Raw genomic sequence first — 20,646 nt, 5'->3', positions numbered from 1 at the left:
CTAAAGGGTCTCGGTATCCAGCATTCCGTGTCGGATCGCTAAGTGTGTTAACTCAACATCTCCATTGATGTCCAATTTACTAAACAGACGGTAGCGGTAGCTGTTGACCGTTTTTGGACTTAAATTCAGTTGATCAGAAATGTCTGTGACTTTCTGCCCTTTAGTGATCATCATCATGATCTGGAGTTCGCGTTCAGAGAGATCTTTAAATGGGTTTTCTGAAGCAGGTGAGAATTGACTCAAGGCCATTTGTTGCGCGATCTCTGGGGAGATGTAGCGCTGCCCACTATTAACCACACGAATTGCGTTGACCATTTCATCAGGGCCTGCACCCTTGGTTAGATAACCAGAAGCTCCTGCCTGCATCACTTTCGTTGGGAACGGATTTTCCGTATGAACGGTCAATACGATGATTTTTACATCAGGATTCACACGAAGAATCTTTTTGGTGGCTTCTAAGCCGCCAATTCCTGGCATGTTCATATCCATCAAAATAACGTCAGCATGATTGCTGCGACACCATTTTACTGCTTCTTCACCGCTGTCAGCTACTCCTGCTACGTTCATTCCACGGACGTCTTCAATAATACGTCGTATCCCTGTGCGAACCAGCTCGTGATCATCTACAAGGAAAACATTTATCAAACTTGTATCTCCACACTTTTATCGGCTCTGCTCCCACATAACTATTAGTTACATGGATATCAGTATGAGTGCCTATATAATACCGTATTAGGCAATAGATTGCTTCATTTGAATATGTGCTCAAACGCAAAATTTGGCAAGAACTTATTCATAAACTACATCATTATTTCAGTGTACATCATGCAACGCCAAATTTTAAGACAAGACAATTAACAACATATACTCCGAGAAATCAAGCAACTAGATTTCACTTTGCTCTTTCACATGGAATATAGTCCTTAAATGGTTATTCTGTAAGCAAAAGCTCAGCGGTTTTGTACGCTCGTAACACTAGCACTGGTCCGTAAAATTGAGCATAGGTATTTTACTGGTTATTTTTACAGTTCTTAATGATAGAATTCGTGCTCCACTGGTTTACAAGGTTTCTCTATTGAAAATCCAACAAGGCTTCCTTCTCACTCGACAAGCCCGAGACATCAAAGGTCAAACTCAAATTGAGCTTTGGCTTTCGACCGAGAGTGGCCCAACCCAATTGTTGATTCAAGGAGAAAGACCAGTCTTCTTTATTGAACAAGCGCGAACAGATCAAATCTATAAGATCGCAACTGCCAAGCAAATTTCTGTCGATATACGTTCGCTCGAATTAAAGAACTTTCAACTCACGCCATTGGCGGCATGTTACACGCAAACGTCAAAAGACGCGTTCACCCTACAAGATGAGCTCAAGCAACATGACATTGTTCATTTCGAAGGTGACGTGCGTCTTGCTGACCGATACTTGATGGAACGGTTTATCAAGGGCAGCATTGAATTTACGGGTAATTTGCAATCACTCAATGGCTTCCAGCGTATCCAAAATGCAAAGTGCCGTTCTGGTGAATATCAGCCAAAGCTGCATATCGCTTCCCTTGATTTAGAATGCTCAGAAAAAGGGGTTCTCTACTCGATTGGTATAGATAGTCCTTTTGACTCACGGGTCATCATGATTGGTGAACCTGAACCAGCAGATACACCAATGCAATGGGTGAAAGATGAAAAGGCATTACTCGATGCTTTGATCGCTTGGTTTAAACGGTTTGACCCGGATGTCATTATTGGCTGGAACGTTATCGACTTTGATTTCCGCTTGCTCCATAAGCGTGCAGAATGGCACAACATGAAGCTGGTATTAGGTCGCGCGGACCAACCCAGCTACTTTCGCAGTTCCGCGCAGAGCCAGCAGGGCTTTATATCGATCCCCGGTCGCGTCGTGCTAGATGGTATCGATACACTAAAAACCGCCACTTATCATTTCCGATCTTGGTCACTTGAGTCTGTTTCGCAAGAACTCCTTGGCGAAGGAAAAGAGATTCATAACGTGCATGATCGCATGGATGAAATCAATCGCATGTTCCGTACAGACAAAACGGCTCTTGCCAAATACAACCTACAAGACTGTGTGTTGGTCAACAAGATTTTTAACCATACTCATCTACTCGATTTCGCCATTGAGCGCTCTCGATTAACGGGTGTGGAGCTTGATCGCATTGGTGGTTCGGTAGCAGCGTTCACCAATTTATATCTGCCTCAAATTCATCGTGCTGGTTATATCGCGCCAAACTTGCACCCAGAAAACTGGATTGCCAGCCCTGGTGGCTATGTGATGGACTCCATCCCAAACCTTTACGACTCGGTATTGGTCCTCGATTTTAAGAGCCTGTACCCCTCTATTATTCGCTCCTTCTTGATCGATCCTATGGGTTTAGTCGAAGGCTTACAGCTTGAAATCGGCAAAGCCGATAATGAAGCGGTACCGGGGTTTCGCGGCGGTCAGTTCCATCGTAGTAAGCATTTTTTGCCAGAGATGATCGAAAACCTCTGGGCGGCACGTGATGTCGCCAAAAAGAACAATGAAAAAGCATTCTCACAAGCAATCAAGATCATCATGAACTCTTTTTATGGTGTGCTTGGCTCTTCTGGCTGTCGTTTCTTTGATACCCGCCTTGCTTCGAGCATCACTATGCGTGGGCACGAAATCATGAAGCAGACCAAGGTACTGATCGAAGACAAAGGCTATCAAGTTATTTATGGTGATACTGACTCAACTTTTGTCTCTTTAAACGGCGCATTTGATCAAGCAGATGCAGATAAGATTGGTAATGAGTTAGTCGACTACATCAACCAATGGTGGTGTGAACACTTACGCCGTGAATACAACCTCAACTCGATTCTTGAACTTGAGTACGAGACCCATTATCGCAAGTTCTTGATGCCAACCATTCGTGGTGCAGAAACGGGCTCTAAGAAACGCTACGCAGGTTTAATTGGTGAAGGCGAACAAGAGCGCATTATCTTCAAAGGATTAGAGAGTGCACGTACCGACTGGACACCGCTGGCACAGCGATTCCAAAACACGTTGTACCAAATGATCTTCCATGGCGAAGACCCGAGTGATTACGTGCGAGAGATGGTTGAGAAAACCAATAATGGTGAGTTTGATGATCATTTGGTGTATCAAAAACGCTTACGCCGCAAGCTAAATGAATACCAAAAGAATATCCCCCCCCAAGTGCGTGCGGCACGCTTGGCCGATGACATCAATGCCAAATTAGGCAGGCCGTTACAATATCAAAACCGCGGTCGAATTGAGTACTTGATTACCCTTAACGGGCCAGAGCCGCACGAATATCGCAATAGCCCTATCGATTATCAACATTACATTGATAAACAGTTAAAACCGATCGCGGACGCGATTTTGCCGTTTATTGGCAAAGACTTTGAGCGACTCTCTGCACCACAAATGGGCCTGTTCTAAATCAGACTCTGATTTAGAACAGGCTTACGCAAGTGAGCTTAACCGATGCGGAATTCGGTTTTCTTATACTGCATCACCAGCCAGTCACCAAAACCGTCTAACAACCCAAGCACCGAACGCTTTGGAATCGGTCGTCCTGTAAGCAGGATACCAAGGCGCTCTATCTCAAGTTGCTTTTCTGGATGGTAGTTCAAAAACACCTTGCCGCATTCTGTTGGGTCGTCAAACCATTGTTTGTCACGATACATGATTAAAGAGTAGGAAGCGCGAAGCAGTTTCTTGGCTATAACCACTTGGGCGCTGAGTTGATCTTCAATACGTTGTGCTTGAACTATCTTAGTACGATAGACTGATACCCACTCTTCCACATCCATATTCCAGTGTTTAGCTATCTCCCAACTGGGTACATAATCTCCAAAGCAATCAGCTAAGTTATCGCCATAAATGCACACACAGCAATGCTTAAGCATAAAACCCCAAGTAAAGATGCTATCAAGATTCGCGACCTCATTAACTAATGCGGTACGAATAGATACCCCTTTTACTTGTGGATGCCTTTGTTGCGCTCGCCATTTAATGGTATTTAATAATGTGGCGCGATTGTGTTCGAAACCAGACTTTGTGACGACCACCAAGTCAAGGTTGGATTTACCTGCCATGGCTGACTTACGTGCCACACTCCCGTAAACATAAACACTATGTAAGTTAGAACCAAGCCCACCTTTGAGGCACGCCAACACCTCTCTGAGCAGAGGTTCAAATTCGGGTTGGAAAGGCTGTTTTGGATCGATAACAGGGAGAGACATTGAAGAAAACGTGATCTCGAGATTTTGACAGTAGATACGCTATATGATCCACCAGCCTTGCGTTTGGATCAAGCGATTCAGCTCATATTGATGCTGAATTTACCGTGTTTAATTTTGGTGCTAGGCGAGCAACTTAGCGCTATAATCACTAAGTTTTGCTTAACAAATGTGAATAGGAAAATACAATGCCAAAGGCAAGTGAAATCAAAAAAGGCTTCGCAATCGAGTCTAATGGTAAAACTCTTCTAGTTAAAGACATCGAAGTAACCACTCCTGGTGGTCGTGGCGGCGCTAAAATCTACAAAATGCGTTGCACAGATCTAAACACTGGCGCACGTGTAGACGAGCGTTACAAGTCAGACGACGTCGTAGAAACAGTAGAAATGAATAAACGTGCAGTCGTTTACTCATACGCTGACGGCGATGAGCATATCTTCATGGACAACGAAGACTACTCACAATACACATTCAAGCACAATGAAGTTGAAGACGACATGCTGTTCATCAACGAAGACACACAAGGTATCCATATCATCCTTGTGAACGGTGCTGCTGTGGGCATCGAATTACCCTCTTCTGTTGAACTAGTGATTGAAGAAACTGATCCTTCAATCAAAGGGGCTTCTGCATCTGCACGAACTAAGCCAGCACGCTTTGCTTCAGGTCTTGTAATCCAAGTTCCGGAGTACATTGCGACGGGTGACCGCGTGATCATTAACACTACAGAACGTAAATACATGAGCCGAGCATAAGCATGTCTGATTTGATTTCTTACGATGACATTATCGATGCTGCATACGACATCTTCCTTGAGATGGCCCCAGACAACCTAGAGCCTGCTGATGTCATTCTGTTTACTGCGCAATTTGAAGACCGCGGTGCAGCCGAAATTGTTGAAACTGGTGATGATTGGATTGAGCATGTTGGCTTCGATATCGACAAAGAAGTGTATGCAGAAGTTAGAATTGGTCTAGTAAACGAGAAAAATGACGTACTTGATGACGTTTTTGCTCGCATGCTAATCAGTCGAGACCCAGAACATAAGTTCTGCCATATGCTTTGGAAACGTGACTAACGCTTCCCATATCAGCTCAAAAACACCAGCTTTGCTGGTGTTTTTTATGTCTGAAAGCTACGTGTAATAAGTGGAGTAGAAGCACAATAGCCTCTTAAGTACCAGACAAGAAAAAGACCTGCCAAGTGGGCAAGCCTTTACTATCAATTGTTATCTTTGATATCAATTAACGATGCTTGTTACGTGCTCCTTGATCACCAGCGCTCTTCTTCGGCTTACGGCGAGAGGGGTTGTTACTGCGACCTTTTGGAGTGTTTACACGCTCTTCATGACGCTTAACCGCGCGACGGATTTTTTGGCTACGTGCGCGTTCACGTTTGCGTGAGGTGTTGTCTTTGTTAAGATCAAGCATGGTTTCTTTTTCTGGACGAAGTTCTACCAGCTCACGCAAGTAGTTTACTTCTTTGAGATCAAGCTCCATCCAACCGCCACGAGGCAGTTTCTTATCCAAGTAGATGTCACCGTAACGAACACGTTTTAGGCGACTCACCGTGGTGTCTTGCGATTCCCAAAGACGGCGTACTTCACGGTTACGACCTTCGTTGATGGCAACATAAAACGTGTGATTCATACCTTCACCACCCGCGTACACTACATCTTCGAAACGAGCCATACCATCTTCAAGCTCAACACCTCGGACCAAGTTTTTGACTTTCTGTTCAGTAACTTCACCGAAAACACGAACAAGATACTCACGTTCGACTTGGCGGCTTGGGTGCATTAGGCGGTTTGCCAATTCACCATCTGTTGTAAATAACAGTAGACCTGATGTGTTTGCATCAAGACGACCAACTGAAATCCAACGAGAACCACGTATCTTTGGCAGGCGATCGAAAACAGTGCGACGACCTTCAGGGTCGTGACGAGTACATAGTTCACCTTCCGGCTTGTAGTAAGCCAAAACACGACAGATCACTTCTTCTTGTATCTTCGCAGACACAACGTGACCATCGATACGAACCACGCTGTTCTCATCTTCTAGTCTTTCACCAAGTTTAGCTACGATTCCGTTCACGCTAACGCGACCAGATTTAATAAACGATTCAATCTCACGACGAGAACCGTGTCCAGCACGTGCTAATACTTTTTGTAACTTTTCGCTCATTTATCTACCTATGTGTCGTCTTCACAGACGTCGAGACCAAGATTGGTCTTCATTGTGCAAGTTACCCAACCTATTGGGAATTTTTTCGGTCGCTCATTATACGGGATTCTCTATTTTAATGTAAGTGAAATCGTCCATATTGCCGCAGCAAATTATGTCCGAAATTTCACACTTAACTCATCACTCCTCCCACTTAGTACTAGAGGTTCCAAGAACAGAACCCCACTTTTATGGGTCGGGAGAGAACATCAAAAACATTGGCCTGACTGATAGAATTGCCAAAGTGATAAGTAACAACTTATCGCTTGCTAACTTACTTATATAAATGAAAAGGTATAATAAATGACACATGCAAATCTTGACCTAAACTGGATATTCGGTACCTCTGAAAACGACAATATGACGGGTATTAAGGGCTCGAATTCGAGCGATGTTTTTTTCGGCTTTGGTGGCGATGATAAGTTTGTTGGCTTTGGTGGCAATGACTACGTTTTTGGTGGTTGCGGTGACGATACACTGCTCGGCGGCAGAGGTAACGACCAGTTGGTCGGTGGCCATGGTGATGATTATTTATCAGGCGGCCTAGGTAATGATTCTCTGTTTGGAGGTTGTGGAGACGACACTATTTTCGATTACTCTGGTAACAATTTCATCGATGCGGGTTGGGGGAACGATACCGTGGTTGTTGGTGATGGTCATTCTGCCATCGCGGGCGGTTGTGGCGCAGATAAGTTTGTTATGACTAATCGACTTGCCATTAACGTTCCGGATCAGCCAGTTTCATCAAACGACATCGAAGTAAAAGCAGATATTCTCGATTTCAACATTTGTCAGGATAAATTGGTATTTGATATGGGGATGGATACCAACAATGACGGCATTCGTGATACATTCTTAGACTCTGCAGATGATTTAACGCTTTCTTACAACAATTTTGGCTTTGCTGTCTTCTCCAGTGATGAGTTTAATGTCGATGTCACTTTGTGGGGGGTTGATGCTTGCCAAATGAACTACGTCGAATACTACGATATTGACATCTTTGACTTCGCATAAATCGTCTGGTTACGAGTTATTTGAGAACACCTTTCTAAAGCACGTACTCTCTTAAACGAACAATTTAGCAGTCAACATGAAAAAAGTTGGCCATTCTGCGGCTTTATTTTCTTGTAGGGCGAATCAATGACAATCCTTTTAGTTACGCATTTTGCAGTAATTGGGGCAAATTGAATGAATAAAGGGAGGCGTTAGAGCCTCCCTTAATCATTTAATCGAAAGTAAAACGAGTTACTCAAATGACGCAGGGTCACCGGAGCCAACACGCGCAACAACTGCCTCACCTTCACTGAAGTCAATAACCGTTGTTGGCTGCTCACCCAGGTAACCACCGTTAAGAATCACATCTACTGCATGCTCGAGTTTGTCACGGATATCCTCTGGGTCTGATTCCGTTACATCACTACCCGGCAGGATTAACGACGTAGACATCATTGGCTCACCAAGCGCTTCAAGCAGGTCTAGTGCAATACGATTGTCAGGGACACGGATACCTATAGTCTTACGTTTTGCGTTCATCAAACGACGCGGCACTTCTTTAGTACCTTTGAAGATAAAAGTGTAAGGACCCGGTGTGTTGTTTTTCAGTAATCTGAATGCCGAGTTATCTACTCTCGCATACAGAGAAAGCTCTGACAAATCACGGCACAATAAGGTAAAGTTGTGCTTATCATCTAGACGGCGGATCTGACAGATTCGTTCTAGCGCCTGTTTGTTCTCCAATTGACAACCTAGTGCGTAACCCGAATCGGTTGGGTATACCACCACACCGCCGTTACGAATAATAGCGACTGCTTGATTGATCAAGCGAGCCTGGGGGTTTTCGGGATGAACGTAAAAAAACTGGCTCATTTTAATTCCTCACTATCGAGCCTCTCGGCTCTATACTTTTACGGGTTCTCAGCTTCGCCTTATTGAGCAATATTCAACGAAGGATCAATACCCCAATCTTTCCAAACTGGTTCTACGCCCGCAGGCAACCAGAGATTTCTTCCCAGTTCCATCCATGGTGATGGATAGTGAAAATCACTGCCTTGAGAAGCTAATAGTCTGTATTGTATCGCATAATCGGCCAAGCTGCGTCTTTCTTGTTGCGCTTGTTGGGGCTGAGCTACTTCCATTGCATCGCCGCCCGCTTCCACAAAAGCAGCCAGTAATCGCTTCACCCACTTTGCGGTCAGTTGATACCGCCCCGGATGTGCTAAGACCGCTTGCCCGCCAGCAGCATGAATAGCGTCAACAGCGTCTTTCATCGAGCACCAACTTGGTGGTACATAACCCGGATTGTTGCGCGTCAAAAACTTCTTGAACACCATCTGCATGCTTTTAGCGTAACCATTATCCACCAACCACTTTGCGAAATGCGCGCGAGTGATCGGTGCATCGCCGGCAATTTGCTGAACCTCTTCTAGCACACCTTCACGAGTGGCTTTCTGTAAACGCTCTGCAATCAACTGCGCTCTCGCGACCCGATGCGTTTTCTGTTGTTGAATTAACTTAGCCAGTGCTGGGCTGGCCGGGTCAATATTCAAACCCACAATATGGATATCTTTGTTCTGCCAAACGGTCGAAATCTCGATACCATTGATGATTTTGATCGGGAGATTGTTCTCTTCAACGTATTGCTTGGCCGGAGCTAAGCCGTCAACCGTATCATGATCTGTGATCGCCAAAACCTCGATATCAAAACTCAGCGCCCTATCCACCAAATCTTGGGGGGTAAATCGACCATCTGAAGCTGTGGTGTGGCTGTGTAAATCAATTCTCATTTTTTTGTCGTTTTAATGCTGTTTTGGGGTTGACTTTTCACTTCCGCACTAGTTAACTAGTACACAAATACAAAGTACCTAATTAAGGCCCACCATGTTACAAGAATTTAACCCAAACCAGAAAGCGAAAGTTGCTGTTCGTCTGAATAAGATAAGCTCTGCACATCTTGCTTGGTGGCGCACTTGGTCAAGTTCTTGGTGGGCAAACGTGTATTTCTAGTTTAGAGAACTAAATGTCACAAAGCCCGCTTCTTCAGCGGGCTTTTTGTTTTGTCGTCCATCTCACATTTAACTGACTAAACATTCATCGGTTCTGACCAAATCTTGATTGGGTGAACGTTTGCTTTGTGCGACTATGTACGACAGGAAGATAAAAACAGCATTAAGGAGGTCTTGTGAACAAGGCCATTGAAATTAAAAATCTCGGGCAGCTTGAAGTGCTTACGGCTTCCGTGCCATATAATCAAGACCCAACTCGTTTGTTCCATACGCTATGTGCGAACAAAACTGACAGCTTATTGCTGGAGTCTGCCGAGATCGACTCAAAACAAAATTTAAAATCTCTGCTAATTGTTGATTCAGCGGTGCGCATTGTATGTTACGGCCACACGGTGAGTATGCATGCGTTAAGCAACAACGGTAAAAACCTGCTTTCTCATTTAAGCCAAAATATTCGTGGTGTGGTCAAGAGTGAGTTTGATGGCAAAGCCCTAACTTTGGAATTCACTCAACCGCATGACACGCTCGATGAAGATTCTCGTCTACGTGAAGCCTCTTCATTTGATGCGCTGCGTTTGGTGCAACACAGCTTCGATATTTCAGAGCAACATAAGCACGCGATTTTCCTTGGTGGTTTGTTCGCTTACGACTTAGTCGCTAACTTCGAACCACTTGGCAATGCAGAAACAACTAACCAATGCCCAGATTACGTTTTCTATGTAGCAGAAACGCTGTTAGTAGTGGATCATCAAACCGAATCTTGCCAACTGCAAGCGACTTTGTTTGTCGATGACTCAGAGAAAACAACGCTAGAAACACGTATAGAAGAAATCAGCGCTCAATGCGCGGCACCAAAACTGCTGCCAAGTGCAGAGCAAATCGCCGACATCACGATAGAACCAAGCGTGTCTGATTCTGACTTCTGCCAAATCGTTCGTGACCTAAAAGAGTTCGTAGTGAAAGGCGATGTGTTCCAAGTCGTACCGTCTCGTAGATTCACTCTACCTTGCCCTTCTCCATTGGCAGCCTACAAAGAACTCAAACAAAGTAACCCAAGCCCTTACATGTTCTACATGCAAGATGAGCTGTTCACTTTGTTTGGCGCATCACCAGAAAGCGCGCTTAAGTACGAAACCGATACTAACCAAATTGAAATCTACCCAATCGCAGGCACTCGTCGCCGTGGTAAGCGCCCTAACGGCGAGATCGATTTCGACTTGGATAGCCGCATCGAACTTGAACTGCGTACCGACATGAAAGAAAACGCAGAACACATGATGTTGGTTGACTTAGCACGTAACGACGTTGCTCGTATTGCACAAGCTGGCACTCGCTACGTTGCAGACCTACTAAAAGTCGACCGTTACAGCCACGTAATGCACTTGGTATCACGCGTAGTTGGCCAGCTACGTGACGATCTAGACGCACTACACGCATACCAAGCTTGTATGAACATGGGCACGCTCACTGGTGCACCAAAGATTCGTGCGATGCAGTTGATTCGCGATGTGGAAGGCGCACGACGCGGTAGCTACGGCGGTGCTGTGGGTTACCTTACTGGTGAAGGCACACTCGACACGTGTATCGTCATTCGCTCTGCTTACGTAGAAAACGACATTGCTCAAGTTCAAGCCGGTGCTGGCGTGGTATTTGACTCTGATCCGCAAGCGGAAGCAGACGAAACGCGCGGTAAAGCGCAAGCGGTAATCTCTGCTATCCAAGCAGCGCATAAGTCACAATAAGAAATAGGGTTCAGAGATGGCTAATATCATTTTTATCGATAACTTTGACTCGTTCACCTACAACCTTGTGGATCAGTTCCGCTCGCTAGGTCACTCAGTCAAGATTTACCGAAACAACATCCCAGCAGAAACCGTCGAACAAGCGATAAACGAGCTTGAAAACCCAGTGATTCTGCTATCGCCAGGCCCTGGTGCTCCTTCAGCAGCAGGCTCAATGCCTGAGCTTATCCAACGCATGAAAGGCAAAGTGCCGATGGTCGGCATTTGTCTTGGTCACCAAGCGATTGTTGAAGCTTACGGCGGCACCGTTGCTGGCGCAGGCGAAATCATTCACGGTAAGGTCTCTATGATGGAGCACCAAGACCATGCGATTTACCAAAACCTACCATCACCACTTGCGATTGCACGTTACCACTCGCTGGTTGCGACCAAGGTTCCTGAGAGCCTAACCATCACAGCAGAAGTAGACGATTTGGTGATGTCTGTTGTACATGAAGAAGATAAAGTTTGCGGGTTCCAGTTCCACCCGGAATCTATTATGACGACCTACGGAGCAACACTGTTGGCCAATGCCATTGAGTGGGCACTTGAAGAACAAACTTCAGCGAACCCACTTACTGCTTAAAAAGCACTGGCACATAAGAAATTTAGGAGAGAAATATGGAAGCAATCATCAACCCTATTATTAGCAAACTTTACGATCAAGAATCGCTTACTCAGGAAGAGAGCCAACAGCTGTTCGACGTCATCATCCGTGGTGAACTAGACCCAATTTTGATGGCATCAGCACTGACTGCACTAAAAATCAAAGGCGAAACGCCGGATGAAATTGCAGGCGCGGCAAAAGCATTGTTAGCAAACGCTAAATCATTTCCTCGCCCAGATTACGATTTCGCAGATATCGTAGGTACTGGCGGTGATGGCCACAACACCATCAATATTTCAACGACAGCGGCGTTTGTTGCTGCGGCATGTGGCCTGAAAGTAGCGAAACACGGTAACCGCAGTGTTTCAAGTAAATCGGGCTCTTCTGACCTTCTTGATTCATTTGGTATCAACCTAGCTATGAGCGCAGAAGATACGCGCAAAGCGGTAGACGACATCGGTGTTGCTTTCCTATTTGCACCTCAATACCACGGTGGTGTGCGCCATGCGATGCCCGTACGTCAAACCATGAAAACACGCACTATTTTCAACATTCTCGGTCCACTGATTAACCCTGCTCGTCCAAACATCGAATTGATGGGCGTATACAGTGAAGAACTGGTTCGTCCTATTGCAGAAACCATGCTACAAATGGGTATGAAGCGAGCAGCTGTAGTGCACGGTAGCGGTTTGGACGAAGTAGCAATCCACGGTGAAACAACCGTTGCCGAGATCAAAGACGGTAAGATCACAGAATACAAGCTAACACCTGCAGACTTCGGTCTAGAAGCGCACCCGTTAGAAGCAATAAAAGGTGGTGATCCAGAAGAAAACAGAGCGATCATTACCCATATCCTCACGGGTAAAGGGACTGATGCCCAACTGGGCGCAGTGGCAGTGAACGTCGCTCTGCTAATGCGTCTATTCGGCCACGAAGATTTAAAAGCCAACACGCAACAAGCGATTGAGGCAATGAATTCAGGCAAGGCGTACCAATTAGTACAACAACTTGCCGCGCACGCTTAAGGAATTGACGATGATGACTGACTCCAAGACTGAGCTCGCTGACAACCTCTCTGAGCACGTATCTAAACAAGATGCAGAAATGGCAGAAGTACTGGCGAAAATTGTCCGCGACAAATATCAGTGGGTAGCAGACCGTAAGGTGTCTCAACCGCTAAGCACATTTCAGTCTGATTTGCTGCCATCGGACCGCAGCTTCTACGATGCTCTGAGTGGAGAAAAGACGGCCTTCATCACCGAATGTAAGAAGGCATCTCCTTCTAAAGGTTTGATTCGTGATCACTTCGACTTGGATTACATTGCATCGGTTTACAACAACCACGCAGATGCTATTTCAGTCCTAACAGACGAGAAGTACTTTCAAGGTGACTTTGACTTTCTTCCTCAAGTACGCGGTCAAGTCAAACAACCCGTTCTGTGCAAAGACTTCATGGTGGACACCTACCAAGTTTACCTTGCGCGTCATTATAGTGCTGATGCTGTATTACTGATGCTGTCTGTCCTGAATGACGAAGAATACAAAGCACTAGAGGAAGCGGCACACAGCCTGAACATGGGTATTCTGACCGAAGTCAGCAACGAAGAAGAGCTTCACCGTGCCGTTAAGCTAGGCGCTCGCGTTATCGGCATCAATAACCGTAACCTTCGCGACCTAAGCACCGATTTGAATCGAACCAAAGAGCTGGCACCGACAATTCGTGAACTGGCCCCTAACGCAACAGTAATCTCAGAATCTGGCATTTATACGCATCAACAAGTTCGTGATTTAGCCGAATACGCAGACGGATTCCTGATTGGCAGTTCGCTGATGGCAGAAGACAACCTAGAACTTGCCGTACGCAAAGTGACGCTGGGCGAAAACAAAGTCTGTGGTCTCACTCATCCAGATGATGCAGCGAAAGCGTATCAAGCTGGTGCGGTATTTGGTGGCCTGATTTTCGTTGAGAAGTCGAAACGCGCCGTTGATCTTGAAGGTGCGCGCTTAACCATGAGCGGCGCCCCACTGAACTATGTAGGCGTGTTCCAAAATCACGACATCGATTTTGTTGCTTCCGTTGTGACCTCTCTGGGTTTGAAAGCAGCTCAACTGCATGGTCAAGAAGACCAAGCTTACGTTAACCAGCTAAAAGCCGAGCTGCCAGCATGTGTTGAAATCTGGAAAGCTTACGGTGTGACAGATGCGAAGCCAGAACTGCTTGCAGATAACATTGACCGTCACCTATTAGATGCGCAAGTCGGCACTCAAACAGGTGGAACCGGTCAAGTGTTCGACTGGTCACTGATCGGCGACCCAAGCCAAATTATGCTAGCGGGCGGACTGTCGCCAGAAAATGCTCAACAAGCAGCGACACTAGGTTGCTTGGGATTAGATTTAAACTCTGGCGTAGAAAGCGCACCAGGCAAAAAAGATTCACAGAAGTTGCTCGCGGCCTTCAGCGCCATTCGCAACTACTAAAGCTGGATATCAGCTAAAAAATTTAACGCTATTCGTAGCGAAAAATACGAGAAGGAATATAACGATGGCAAAACTGAATGCCTACTTTGGCGAATACGGCGGTCAGTACGTTCCGCAAATTCTAGTTCCAGCCTTAGAGCAACTAGAGCAAGCGTTTATCGACGCACAAGAAGATCCAGAATTCCGCAGCGAATTCATGACGCTTCTTCAAGAGTATGCGGGCCGCCCAACGGCTTTGACGCTAACTCGTAACCTAACTAAAGGTACGAAAACCAAACTGTACCTAAAACGTGAAGACCTGCTTCACGGTGGTGCCCACAAGACTAACCAAGTGTTAGGTCAAGCGCTACTTGCGAAACGCATGGGCAAAAACGAAATCATCGCTGAAACTGGTGCAGGTCAACACGGTGTGGCAACCGCACTAGCATGTGCACTGCTTGGCCTTAAGTGCCGCGTTTACATGGGTGCAAAAGACGTTGAGCGTCAAAGCCCGAACGTATTCCGTATGAAACTCATGGGTGCCGAGGTCCTCCCTGTCCACTCGGGTTCTGCAACACTGAAAGACGCATGTAACGAGGCGCTCCGCGACTGGTCTGCAACTTATGAAGACGCGCACTACCTATTAGGTACAGCGGCAGGTCCTCACCCATTCCCAACCATAGTACGCGATTTCCAACGCATGATTGGTGAAGAAACGAAGAATCAGATTTTGGCACGTGAAGGTCGTCTTCCTGACGCAGTTATCGCATGCGTGGGCGGTGGTTCAAACGCTATCGGCATGTTTGCTGACTTCATCGAAGAAGAAAGTGTTCGCCTAATTGGTGTTGAGCCAGCAGGCAAAGGTATCAATACCGACCAACACGGCGCGCCACTTAAACATGGTAAAACGGGTATCTTCTTTGGTATGAAAGCGCCACTGATGCAAGATCTAAACGGTCAGGTTGAAGAATCATACTCTGTTTCTGCAGGTCTTGATTTCCCATCAGTTGGTCCACAGCACGCACATCTGAACGCAATCGGCCGTGCTGAATACGACAACGTAACGGACGATGAAGCGCTAGAGGCGTTCCAAGAAATTGCGCGTCACGAAGGCATCATCCCAGCTCTAGAGTCCTCTCACGCTGTGGCACATGCACTGCGTATGGCTCGTGAGAATCCAGAAAAAGAACAATTATTAGTTGTGAACCTATCAGGTCGTGGTGATAAAGATATCTTCACTGTACATGCCATCCTAGAAGAAAAAGGAGCGATCTAATGAGCCGTTATGCAAAGATGTTTGAGCGCCTAAACGAGAAAAACCAAGGCGCGTTTGTACCCTTCGTAACGGTTTGCGATCCCAACGCAGAGCAGTCTTACAAGATCATGGAAACATTAGTTGAGTCAGGCGCTGATGCTCTAGAACTTGGTATTCCATTCTCAGATCCTCTTGCGGATGGCCCGACTATCCAAGGTGCGAACATTCGTGCGCTCGATTCAGGCGCAACACCGGATATCTGTTTCGAGCAGATTGGTAAGATCCGAGCGAAGTACCCAGAGCTACCTATTGGTCTTCTGATGTACGCGAACCTTGTGTACTCACGTGGTATCGAAAACTTCTACGAGCGTTGTGCAAAAGCGGGCATCGATTCTGTTTTGATTGCAGACGTACCAACCAACGAGAGCGCAGAATTTGTTGCAGCAGCAGAGAAGTTTGGAATTCACCCAATCTTCATTGCCCCACCAACAGCAAGTGATGAAACGCTGAAGCACGTATCCGAACTCGGTGGCGGCTACACTTACCTACTTTCTCGTGCAGGTGTTACTGGCGCTGAGACCAAGGCAAACATGCCTGTTGACCACATGTTAGATAAACTGAATCAATTCAATGCACCACCAGCGCTGCTTGGTTTTGGTATTTCAGAGCCTGCACAAGTAAAACAAGCTCTAGAATCTGGTGCCGCTGGTGCGATTTCTGGTTCTGCCGTGGTAAAAATTATCGAAGCGAACGTCGAGCAACCACAAATCATGCTCGATAAGCTAGGTGAATTCGTTTCTGCAATGAAAGCTGCAACACAAAAATAACGTATCACTAATTTGATAAATATGAGATCGATTCTTTATTAACCATCAGGAATCGATCTTTTTTATTAACATTTCCTTTAGTAATCAAACCAGCACACCGTTTAAGTCACACAAACAAGTGGGAAGAATTGCTATTCCAACAAAGAGTGAATAGTCCTATTTATTAGGGGCATTCCACGAACAATTTCGTTCTTGAATCTAGATTCGATATATATCCTTACCGTACGACCCATCACAGGAAACGCCGTATATTCAGTGATTGTAGACGCTGAAGAATAAAGCACAGCTACCTGAGTTTCAACACAACAAGCCCAATAAAAAACTATTTTCAACCAACCGATCTTTTGAGTAACTTTTATTCTCACCATGAATTATTTCGACGAATAAAATAAACTAGTGGAATATTTATTTTGAAATGGTATAAAAGCGGCCTAAATAAATAAACAAAAAATATGGCTAGGTTGTCTAATGAATTTTATGTCTTGCTTTGAAGTGTTGTCTACGGACAGTATGTCTATTGAAAGTAAACAGGTTGCGATTATCGATACGATCCTTGATGATTTTAATACACAAGAACGCAAAGCTATATTCCAGTCAGTGACCGACTATAGAAAAAAGCAGCTCATTGCGCTTTTCCCAGAGCATAAAGCTAAAAGCTTGTCGGTCTTATTTGAATTAATGGACTATCGTGATTTGATACAAAATTACCCTTCTAATTTCTCTCCATATATTGCTGCATTGGAAATCGTGGTCTCACAATGCTTTATGCATTGGTTAGAATTCTGGTGCGAGTGTGAAATCCGAGCAATCAAACAAAAATCTTTAATAAACAATCAGCCTATATCGCAGCTGAGTCTTCCACTCGAAGACGAAGCATATTATGGCATCTTAATTGATGAACTCGAACACTCCGATATGATGGTACGTACACCAAGTCACGCAAATATCATGTCAATAAGCGACGCTGTAACATTAACTAACCTCGAACTTTTTATCAAAGGTAAAAAATGGTATGAGATGCTACCTCTCCTATCCATGTCGCAAACAGGAAAGCATTTTGTATTGCTTAAAAAGGTCAACTCAGAAGAAGCCAATGTCCTTGTCTCTTCCATGCTTGTTCAGGACTGGGATAATCGAGATTCTTGGTTAAGCCATGCCCCGCAGTTTAGTAATTCAAAGTGGAACTATTGCCTTACAAACTTGGAATGTTCAAATCTCGAACACTTGGGAGTTTTAGAATCAATTACCTCTTTAAATATTCAGTCTATTGAAGAGTTTGACAACACATTCAAAAAAGCACTAAAAGATAAACACAAAGTATGCGAAATACTGAGGTTAGCTATCAGTGGCAATACACGCCAAAAGCTTTTTTTTATATACCTTACTCAAAAAAAACTCGCTCAAGTATTGTATACTCACGGATATAAAGTTAGTTTTACCGTAATAGATCAACCTTTTATTCTTGATTTTTACTCCAACCTCAAAGAGGGAGGGTACTGTAGCTTAGGGTTTTGTGATTTAAACAACAACAAAACGTTAACTTATCGAGGATTCTGGAATATAACCAATCTCAACGCAGAGTTTAATAAATTATCTTTTTATGACTACATCAATTTGGTTAATAACAAAAAAGAAGATAAGTGGGTAAGAAGAGGTACAAATGTCTGAAATAATAGTTGATGTGATATTGTACCCAAAAGCAGCGGCATTATTATTGATAGTTCTATTTGTTTCAGTTTGGCTTGCCTATTACTGTATACATTTAAAGCACAATGTTGGAAGGATATTAGGCACCTACCATTCTTCATACATAGCTTATTCTACATGTATTATTGGCTGGATTCTTAGTAATGCTTACTTCCACACAAATTTCTTGCCAGATTTAGGTAGTCATGTAGGTGTAATCATGGCAAGGGTAGCCAACATAGCTACATCATTAGCCTTCTGTTTCGCTTATTACTTTTCATGTCAACTGTCTGCAGAACAGAGGAAAAGTCGGATATATTTATGGCAAAGATGTCTCATCATCTTTGCTGTTTTATACTCTTTATATGTAAACATAACACCGAGACTAACTGTAGAAAGTATCGACATAATTGGTCCCAGTCAATTCACAATTGAATTTGGCAGTCAAACACCATACTTTTTCTTCACTATGTTATGCTTAATGATGCTCTATCTGAGTAATCTAATTAGCATGCGCAAGTATAGTAACCGTCTTGTTTTAGCCAAAACTAGTTACATGATAGCTGGAATACTCGTATACATGCTATCCACTGTGGTCTTACACATAGGCGTGACATACTTCCTAAAAGACTTTTCCCTTACTTGGCTCCCTCCGGCATTGTCAATCAGCGAAATGTTATTTATGGGTTACGCATTGCTAACATCCAGGTTTTACAGTGCTAAATACCTTATTTATCTAACATCATGCGTATTTTTCACCTGCATGATGATTGCGATCCCTCTTGGGGTAATATTTATCCCAATGCCTGACAATGTTCAATGGTTGGCAGCCGCCCCTATATGTGCCTTAATTGGCGTGACGTGGCATATGCTATACAAACAAGTCGGGGTCTACGCTGCACTTTTAATTTATGGTAGTAAAAAAACACCTGTACAAAAAATATTGGTATTAGAAGAGGATTTCAAAGTATCTATCGATGATGCTATGCGTCGTCTGGGTCAGCTACTGCAAATTCCAAATGACAAACTTAAGCTTGTAGCCAGCAACTACGATGAAACATTTTATGAAGAATACCTTTCATCGAAGCGATCGGTGTTGGTGTTTGATGAACTTTCTGAAGAGCTCGAGTATAAAGTATCCTCAAAGCGCTCTTTAAAGGCGCTCTACGACAAAATGAGTTCAAACAACACGGCTTTGGTTATGCCCCTGTTCGGACAAGGTAAATCGGTTACGCATTTATTAGTTTCTCCTCATAAGAGTAACAACCATATGTTCTCGAACGAGGAAATATCTGCGCTTCAGACCCTACTAACTCGAGTTCAAAGTACAATTGAAGCAGATCGACGAATCCGACAAAGCCGTGCATTAGCCAACTCCATTGCTCATGAGATGCGTAATCCTCTTGCTCAAGTTCAGTTGCAGTTTGAAGCATTGAAACAGCATATTGAAAATGAGGCATCCACAGAACAGCTCAGACTTGATATAGAGAATGGCCAAGCCTCGATTCAGCGTGGTCGCCAACTCATCAATATTATTTTACGAGAGGTAAGTGACAGTTCCCTAGAACATGAACCTATCGCAATGAGCTCTATTCACAAAGCTGTTGACCAAGCAGTAAGTCACTACGGTTTTGAAAATGAGAAAATAATTGAAAGGATTTGTTTGCCACAGCAATCTGATTTTGTGGCAAAACTCAACGAGACCTTATTTAACTTTGTCATCTTCAATTTGATTCGTAACGCTATTTATTATTTTGACTCGTATCCAGACAGTCAAATTGAGATCTGTACAAAAACCGGCCACTACGAGAATATTTTGATTTTTCGTGACACCGGACCGGGGATCGACGAGACGATCTCTCATAAAATCTTTGATGACTTTTTTTCTTACCAAAAGAGTGGTGGTAGCGGCTTGGGCTTAGGGTACTGCCAACGTGTAATGCGTTCATTTGGCGGCAGAATCGAGTGCAAGTCGACACTCGGTGAGTTCACGGAGTTTCATTTATACTTCCCAGTGGTTCCGAATGCACCAAAAGCCGAGACACTCCGAACGCCGTACTTTAATGACTGGAGGCAGAGCAAGCGAAACAGCGAACACAGAGTTATCGACAACTTGCAACCGGATAACCCCACACCAACCGTGCTGATCGTTGACGACAAAGAGGTACAACGTGCGCTGGTTGAAATGTATTTGAAGCAACTCGGTGTCAATAGCTTACAAGCCAAAAACGGTGAGGATGCCGTCGAAACGTTCAAAACTAACCCGGTAGATTTGATTCTGATGGACGTGCAAATGCCTATAATGAATGGTTTTGATGCTTGCCAAAAGATCAAAGAGTTATCACCTAAAACCCCAATCATTGCGCTCTCAGGAGAGTCTGGGGAAAATGAATTAAACATGATTCAAAAGCTAATGGACGGCCGACTAGAAAAGCCTACAACATTGAGCGCTTTGCGTTGTGTTTTAGGCAACTGGTTAAATAAAAGCACTGAATCTATCTCATCTGAAATCCAGAAGGAATAGTTGGCACCTGATATGCATTTCTTTAGGACAAATTAGATTACAC

At 44.5% G+C, this 20,646-nt stretch carries 18 protein-coding genes and 1 other annotated feature; of the genes, 13 read left to right on the top strand and 5 right to left on the bottom strand.

What is annotated here, in order from left to right; translation table 11 throughout:
* Entirely contained in the window at positions 1–645 is a 645-nt protein-coding gene (gene uvrY, locus AND4_RS14275; RefSeq protein ID WP_009843683.1) for a UvrY/SirA/GacA family response regulator transcription factor, read from the bottom strand.
* Between the two features lie 430 nt (positions 646–1,075).
* Between uvrY and AND4_RS14270 the strand changes: the two genes are divergently transcribed.
* Positions 1,076–3,439 (top strand): DNA polymerase II, encoded by a 2,364-nt coding sequence (locus AND4_RS14270; protein ID WP_009843682.1) that lies wholly within the window; start codon positions 1,076–1,078, stop codon positions 3,437–3,439.
* A gap of 38 nt (positions 3,440–3,477) precedes the next feature.
* Here AND4_RS14270 and AND4_RS14265 read toward each other — a convergent pair whose 3' ends face one another.
* Complete coding sequence (locus tag AND4_RS14265) at positions 3,478–4,245, bottom strand: nucleotidyltransferase domain-containing protein (RefSeq protein ID WP_009843681.1); 768 nt, start codon at positions 4,243–4,245, stop codon at positions 3,478–3,480.
* A gap of 185 nt (positions 4,246–4,430) precedes the next feature.
* On the opposite strand from AND4_RS14265, the gene yeiP reads away from it, so the two are divergent.
* Together yeiP and AND4_RS14255 are read left to right on the top strand one after the other, a co-directional pair.
* A complete protein-coding gene (gene yeiP / locus AND4_RS14260; protein ID WP_005445063.1) occupies positions 4,431–4,997 on the top strand; it encodes an elongation factor P-like protein YeiP in 567 nt (188 codons plus the stop codon).
* A gap of 2 nt (positions 4,998–4,999) precedes the next feature.
* Entirely contained in the window at positions 5,000–5,320 is a 321-nt protein-coding gene (locus tag AND4_RS14255; RefSeq protein ID WP_009843680.1) for an HI1450 family dsDNA-mimic protein, read from the top strand.
* 166 nt (positions 5,321–5,486) lie between these two features.
* On the opposite strand, the gene rluB is transcribed toward AND4_RS14255, so the two are convergent.
* Positions 5,487–6,425, bottom strand: coding sequence for a 23S rRNA pseudouridine(2605) synthase RluB (gene rluB, locus AND4_RS14250; protein ID WP_009843679.1), 939 nt, complete (start codon positions 6,423–6,425; stop codon positions 5,487–5,489).
* A 342-nt stretch (positions 6,426–6,767) separates the two neighbouring features.
* Between rluB and AND4_RS14245 the strand changes: the two genes are divergently transcribed.
* Positions 6,768–7,478 carry a calcium-binding protein gene (locus tag AND4_RS14245; protein WP_009843678.1) on the top strand — a complete coding sequence of 237 codons (711 nt, stop codon included), beginning with the start codon at positions 6,768–6,770 and terminating at the stop codon, positions 7,476–7,478.
* A 231-nt stretch (positions 7,479–7,709) separates the two neighbouring features.
* On the opposite strand, the gene AND4_RS14240 is transcribed toward AND4_RS14245, so the two are convergent.
* Positions 7,710–8,330: an L-threonylcarbamoyladenylate synthase gene (locus AND4_RS14240; protein ID WP_009843677.1), complete on the bottom strand. Its 621-nt coding sequence runs from the start codon at positions 8,328–8,330 to the stop codon at positions 7,710–7,712.
* Positions 8,331–8,389: 59 nt separating this feature from the next.
* On the bottom strand, positions 8,390–9,247 hold the full coding sequence (locus tag AND4_RS14235; RefSeq protein WP_009843676.1) for a PHP domain-containing protein: 858 nt from the start codon (positions 9,245–9,247) through the stop codon (positions 8,390–8,392).
* A gap of 94 nt (positions 9,248–9,341) precedes the next feature.
* Here AND4_RS14235 and AND4_RS14230 point away from each other — a divergent pair, with 94 nt between their 5' ends.
* The 9 genes from AND4_RS14230 (at position 9,342) to AND4_RS14190 (ending at position 20,603) form a co-directional block, all read left to right on the top strand.
* On the top strand, positions 9,342–9,467 hold the full coding sequence (locus tag AND4_RS14230) for a trp operon leader peptide (protein ID WP_043991694.1): 126 nt from the start codon (positions 9,342–9,344) through the stop codon (positions 9,465–9,467).
* Positions 9,414–9,517, top strand: a sequence feature (Trp leader region). Its footprint overlaps the gene before it by 54 nt.
* 125 nt (positions 9,518–9,642) lie before the next feature.
* Positions 9,643–11,208, top strand: coding sequence for an anthranilate synthase component 1 (locus tag AND4_RS14225; RefSeq protein ID WP_009843675.1), 1,566 nt, complete (start codon positions 9,643–9,645; stop codon positions 11,206–11,208).
* A 16-nt stretch (positions 11,209–11,224) separates the two neighbouring features.
* Positions 11,225–11,833 (top strand): aminodeoxychorismate/anthranilate synthase component II, encoded by a 609-nt coding sequence (locus AND4_RS14220; protein ID WP_009843674.1) that lies wholly within the window; start codon positions 11,225–11,227, stop codon positions 11,831–11,833.
* A gap of 35 nt (positions 11,834–11,868) precedes the next feature.
* The gene (gene trpD, locus AND4_RS14215; protein WP_009843673.1) at positions 11,869–12,879 is read left to right on the top strand and encodes an anthranilate phosphoribosyltransferase; all 1,011 of its coding nucleotides are present in this window, start codon (positions 11,869–11,871) and stop codon (positions 12,877–12,879) included.
* A 13-nt stretch (positions 12,880–12,892) separates the two neighbouring features.
* Complete coding sequence (gene trpCF / locus AND4_RS14210; protein ID WP_043991696.1) at positions 12,893–14,332, top strand: bifunctional indole-3-glycerol-phosphate synthase TrpC/phosphoribosylanthranilate isomerase TrpF; 1,440 nt, start codon at positions 12,893–12,895, stop codon at positions 14,330–14,332.
* Between the two features lie 64 nt (positions 14,333–14,396).
* Entirely contained in the window at positions 14,397–15,587 is a 1,191-nt protein-coding gene (gene trpB, locus AND4_RS14205) for a tryptophan synthase subunit beta (RefSeq protein ID WP_009843671.1), read from the top strand.
* Positions 15,587–16,393 carry a tryptophan synthase subunit alpha gene (gene trpA, locus AND4_RS14200; RefSeq protein ID WP_009843670.1) on the top strand — a complete coding sequence of 269 codons (807 nt, stop codon included), beginning with the start codon at positions 15,587–15,589 and terminating at the stop codon, positions 16,391–16,393. The genes trpB and trpA overlap by 1 nt, the downstream gene beginning before the upstream one ends.
* Before the next feature lie 468 nt (positions 16,394–16,861).
* Positions 16,862–18,061: an acyl-homoserine-lactone synthase gene (locus tag AND4_RS14195; protein WP_009843669.1), complete on the top strand. Its 1,200-nt coding sequence runs from the start codon at positions 16,862–16,864 to the stop codon at positions 18,059–18,061.
* Positions 18,054–20,603: a response regulator gene (locus AND4_RS14190; RefSeq protein WP_043991692.1), complete on the top strand. Its 2,550-nt coding sequence runs from the start codon at positions 18,054–18,056 to the stop codon at positions 20,601–20,603. The genes AND4_RS14195 and AND4_RS14190 overlap by 8 nt, the downstream gene beginning before the upstream one ends.
* Positions 20,604–20,646 lie beyond the last annotated feature (43 nt).

The sequence above is a fragment of the Vibrio sp. AND4 genome (assembly GCF_000171815.1).
Taxonomy (GTDB): Bacteria; Pseudomonadota; Gammaproteobacteria; order Enterobacterales; family Vibrionaceae; genus Vibrio.
Note: the sequence above shows the minus strand (reverse complement) of the source record. Positions and strands in the feature narration are given on the sequence as shown.

What these genes read in the sequence shown, in the direction of transcription:
- AND4_RS14265 (WP_009843681.1), bottom strand. Translation starts at nt 4,245, where the DNA reads ATGTCTCTCCCTGTTATCGATCCAAAACAGCCTTTCCAACCCGAATTT.
- yeiP (WP_005445063.1), top strand. Translation starts at nt 4,431, where the DNA reads ATGCCAAAGGCAAGTGAAATCAAAAAAGGCTTCGCAATCGAGTCTAAT.
- AND4_RS14255 (WP_009843680.1), top strand. Translation starts at nt 5,000, where the DNA reads ATGTCTGATTTGATTTCTTACGATGACATTATCGATGCTGCATACGAC.
- rluB (WP_009843679.1), bottom strand. Translation starts at nt 6,425, where the DNA reads ATGAGCGAAAAGTTACAAAAAGTATTAGCACGTGCTGGACACGGTTCT.
- AND4_RS14245 (WP_009843678.1), top strand. Translation starts at nt 6,768, where the DNA reads ATGACACATGCAAATCTTGACCTAAACTGGATATTCGGTACCTCTGAA.
- AND4_RS14240 (WP_009843677.1), bottom strand. Translation starts at nt 8,330, where the DNA reads ATGAGCCAGTTTTTTTACGTTCATCCCGAAAACCCCCAGGCTCGCTTG.
- AND4_RS14235 (WP_009843676.1), bottom strand. Translation starts at nt 9,247, where the DNA reads ATGAGAATTGATTTACACAGCCACACCACAGCTTCAGATGGTCGATTT.
- AND4_RS14230 (WP_043991694.1), top strand. Translation starts at nt 9,342, where the DNA reads ATGTTACAAGAATTTAACCCAAACCAGAAAGCGAAAGTTGCTGTTCGT.
- AND4_RS14220 (WP_009843674.1), top strand. Translation starts at nt 11,225, where the DNA reads ATGGCTAATATCATTTTTATCGATAACTTTGACTCGTTCACCTACAAC.
- trpD (WP_009843673.1), top strand. Translation starts at nt 11,869, where the DNA reads ATGGAAGCAATCATCAACCCTATTATTAGCAAACTTTACGATCAAGAA.
- trpCF (WP_043991696.1), top strand. Translation starts at nt 12,893, where the DNA reads ATGACTGACTCCAAGACTGAGCTCGCTGACAACCTCTCTGAGCACGTA.
- trpB (WP_009843671.1), top strand. Translation starts at nt 14,397, where the DNA reads ATGGCAAAACTGAATGCCTACTTTGGCGAATACGGCGGTCAGTACGTT.
- trpA (WP_009843670.1), top strand. Translation starts at nt 15,587, where the DNA reads ATGAGCCGTTATGCAAAGATGTTTGAGCGCCTAAACGAGAAAAACCAA.
- AND4_RS14195 (WP_009843669.1), top strand. Translation starts at nt 16,862, where the DNA reads ATGAATTTTATGTCTTGCTTTGAAGTGTTGTCTACGGACAGTATGTCT.
- AND4_RS14190 (WP_043991692.1), top strand. Translation starts at nt 18,054, where the DNA reads ATGTCTGAAATAATAGTTGATGTGATATTGTACCCAAAAGCAGCGGCA.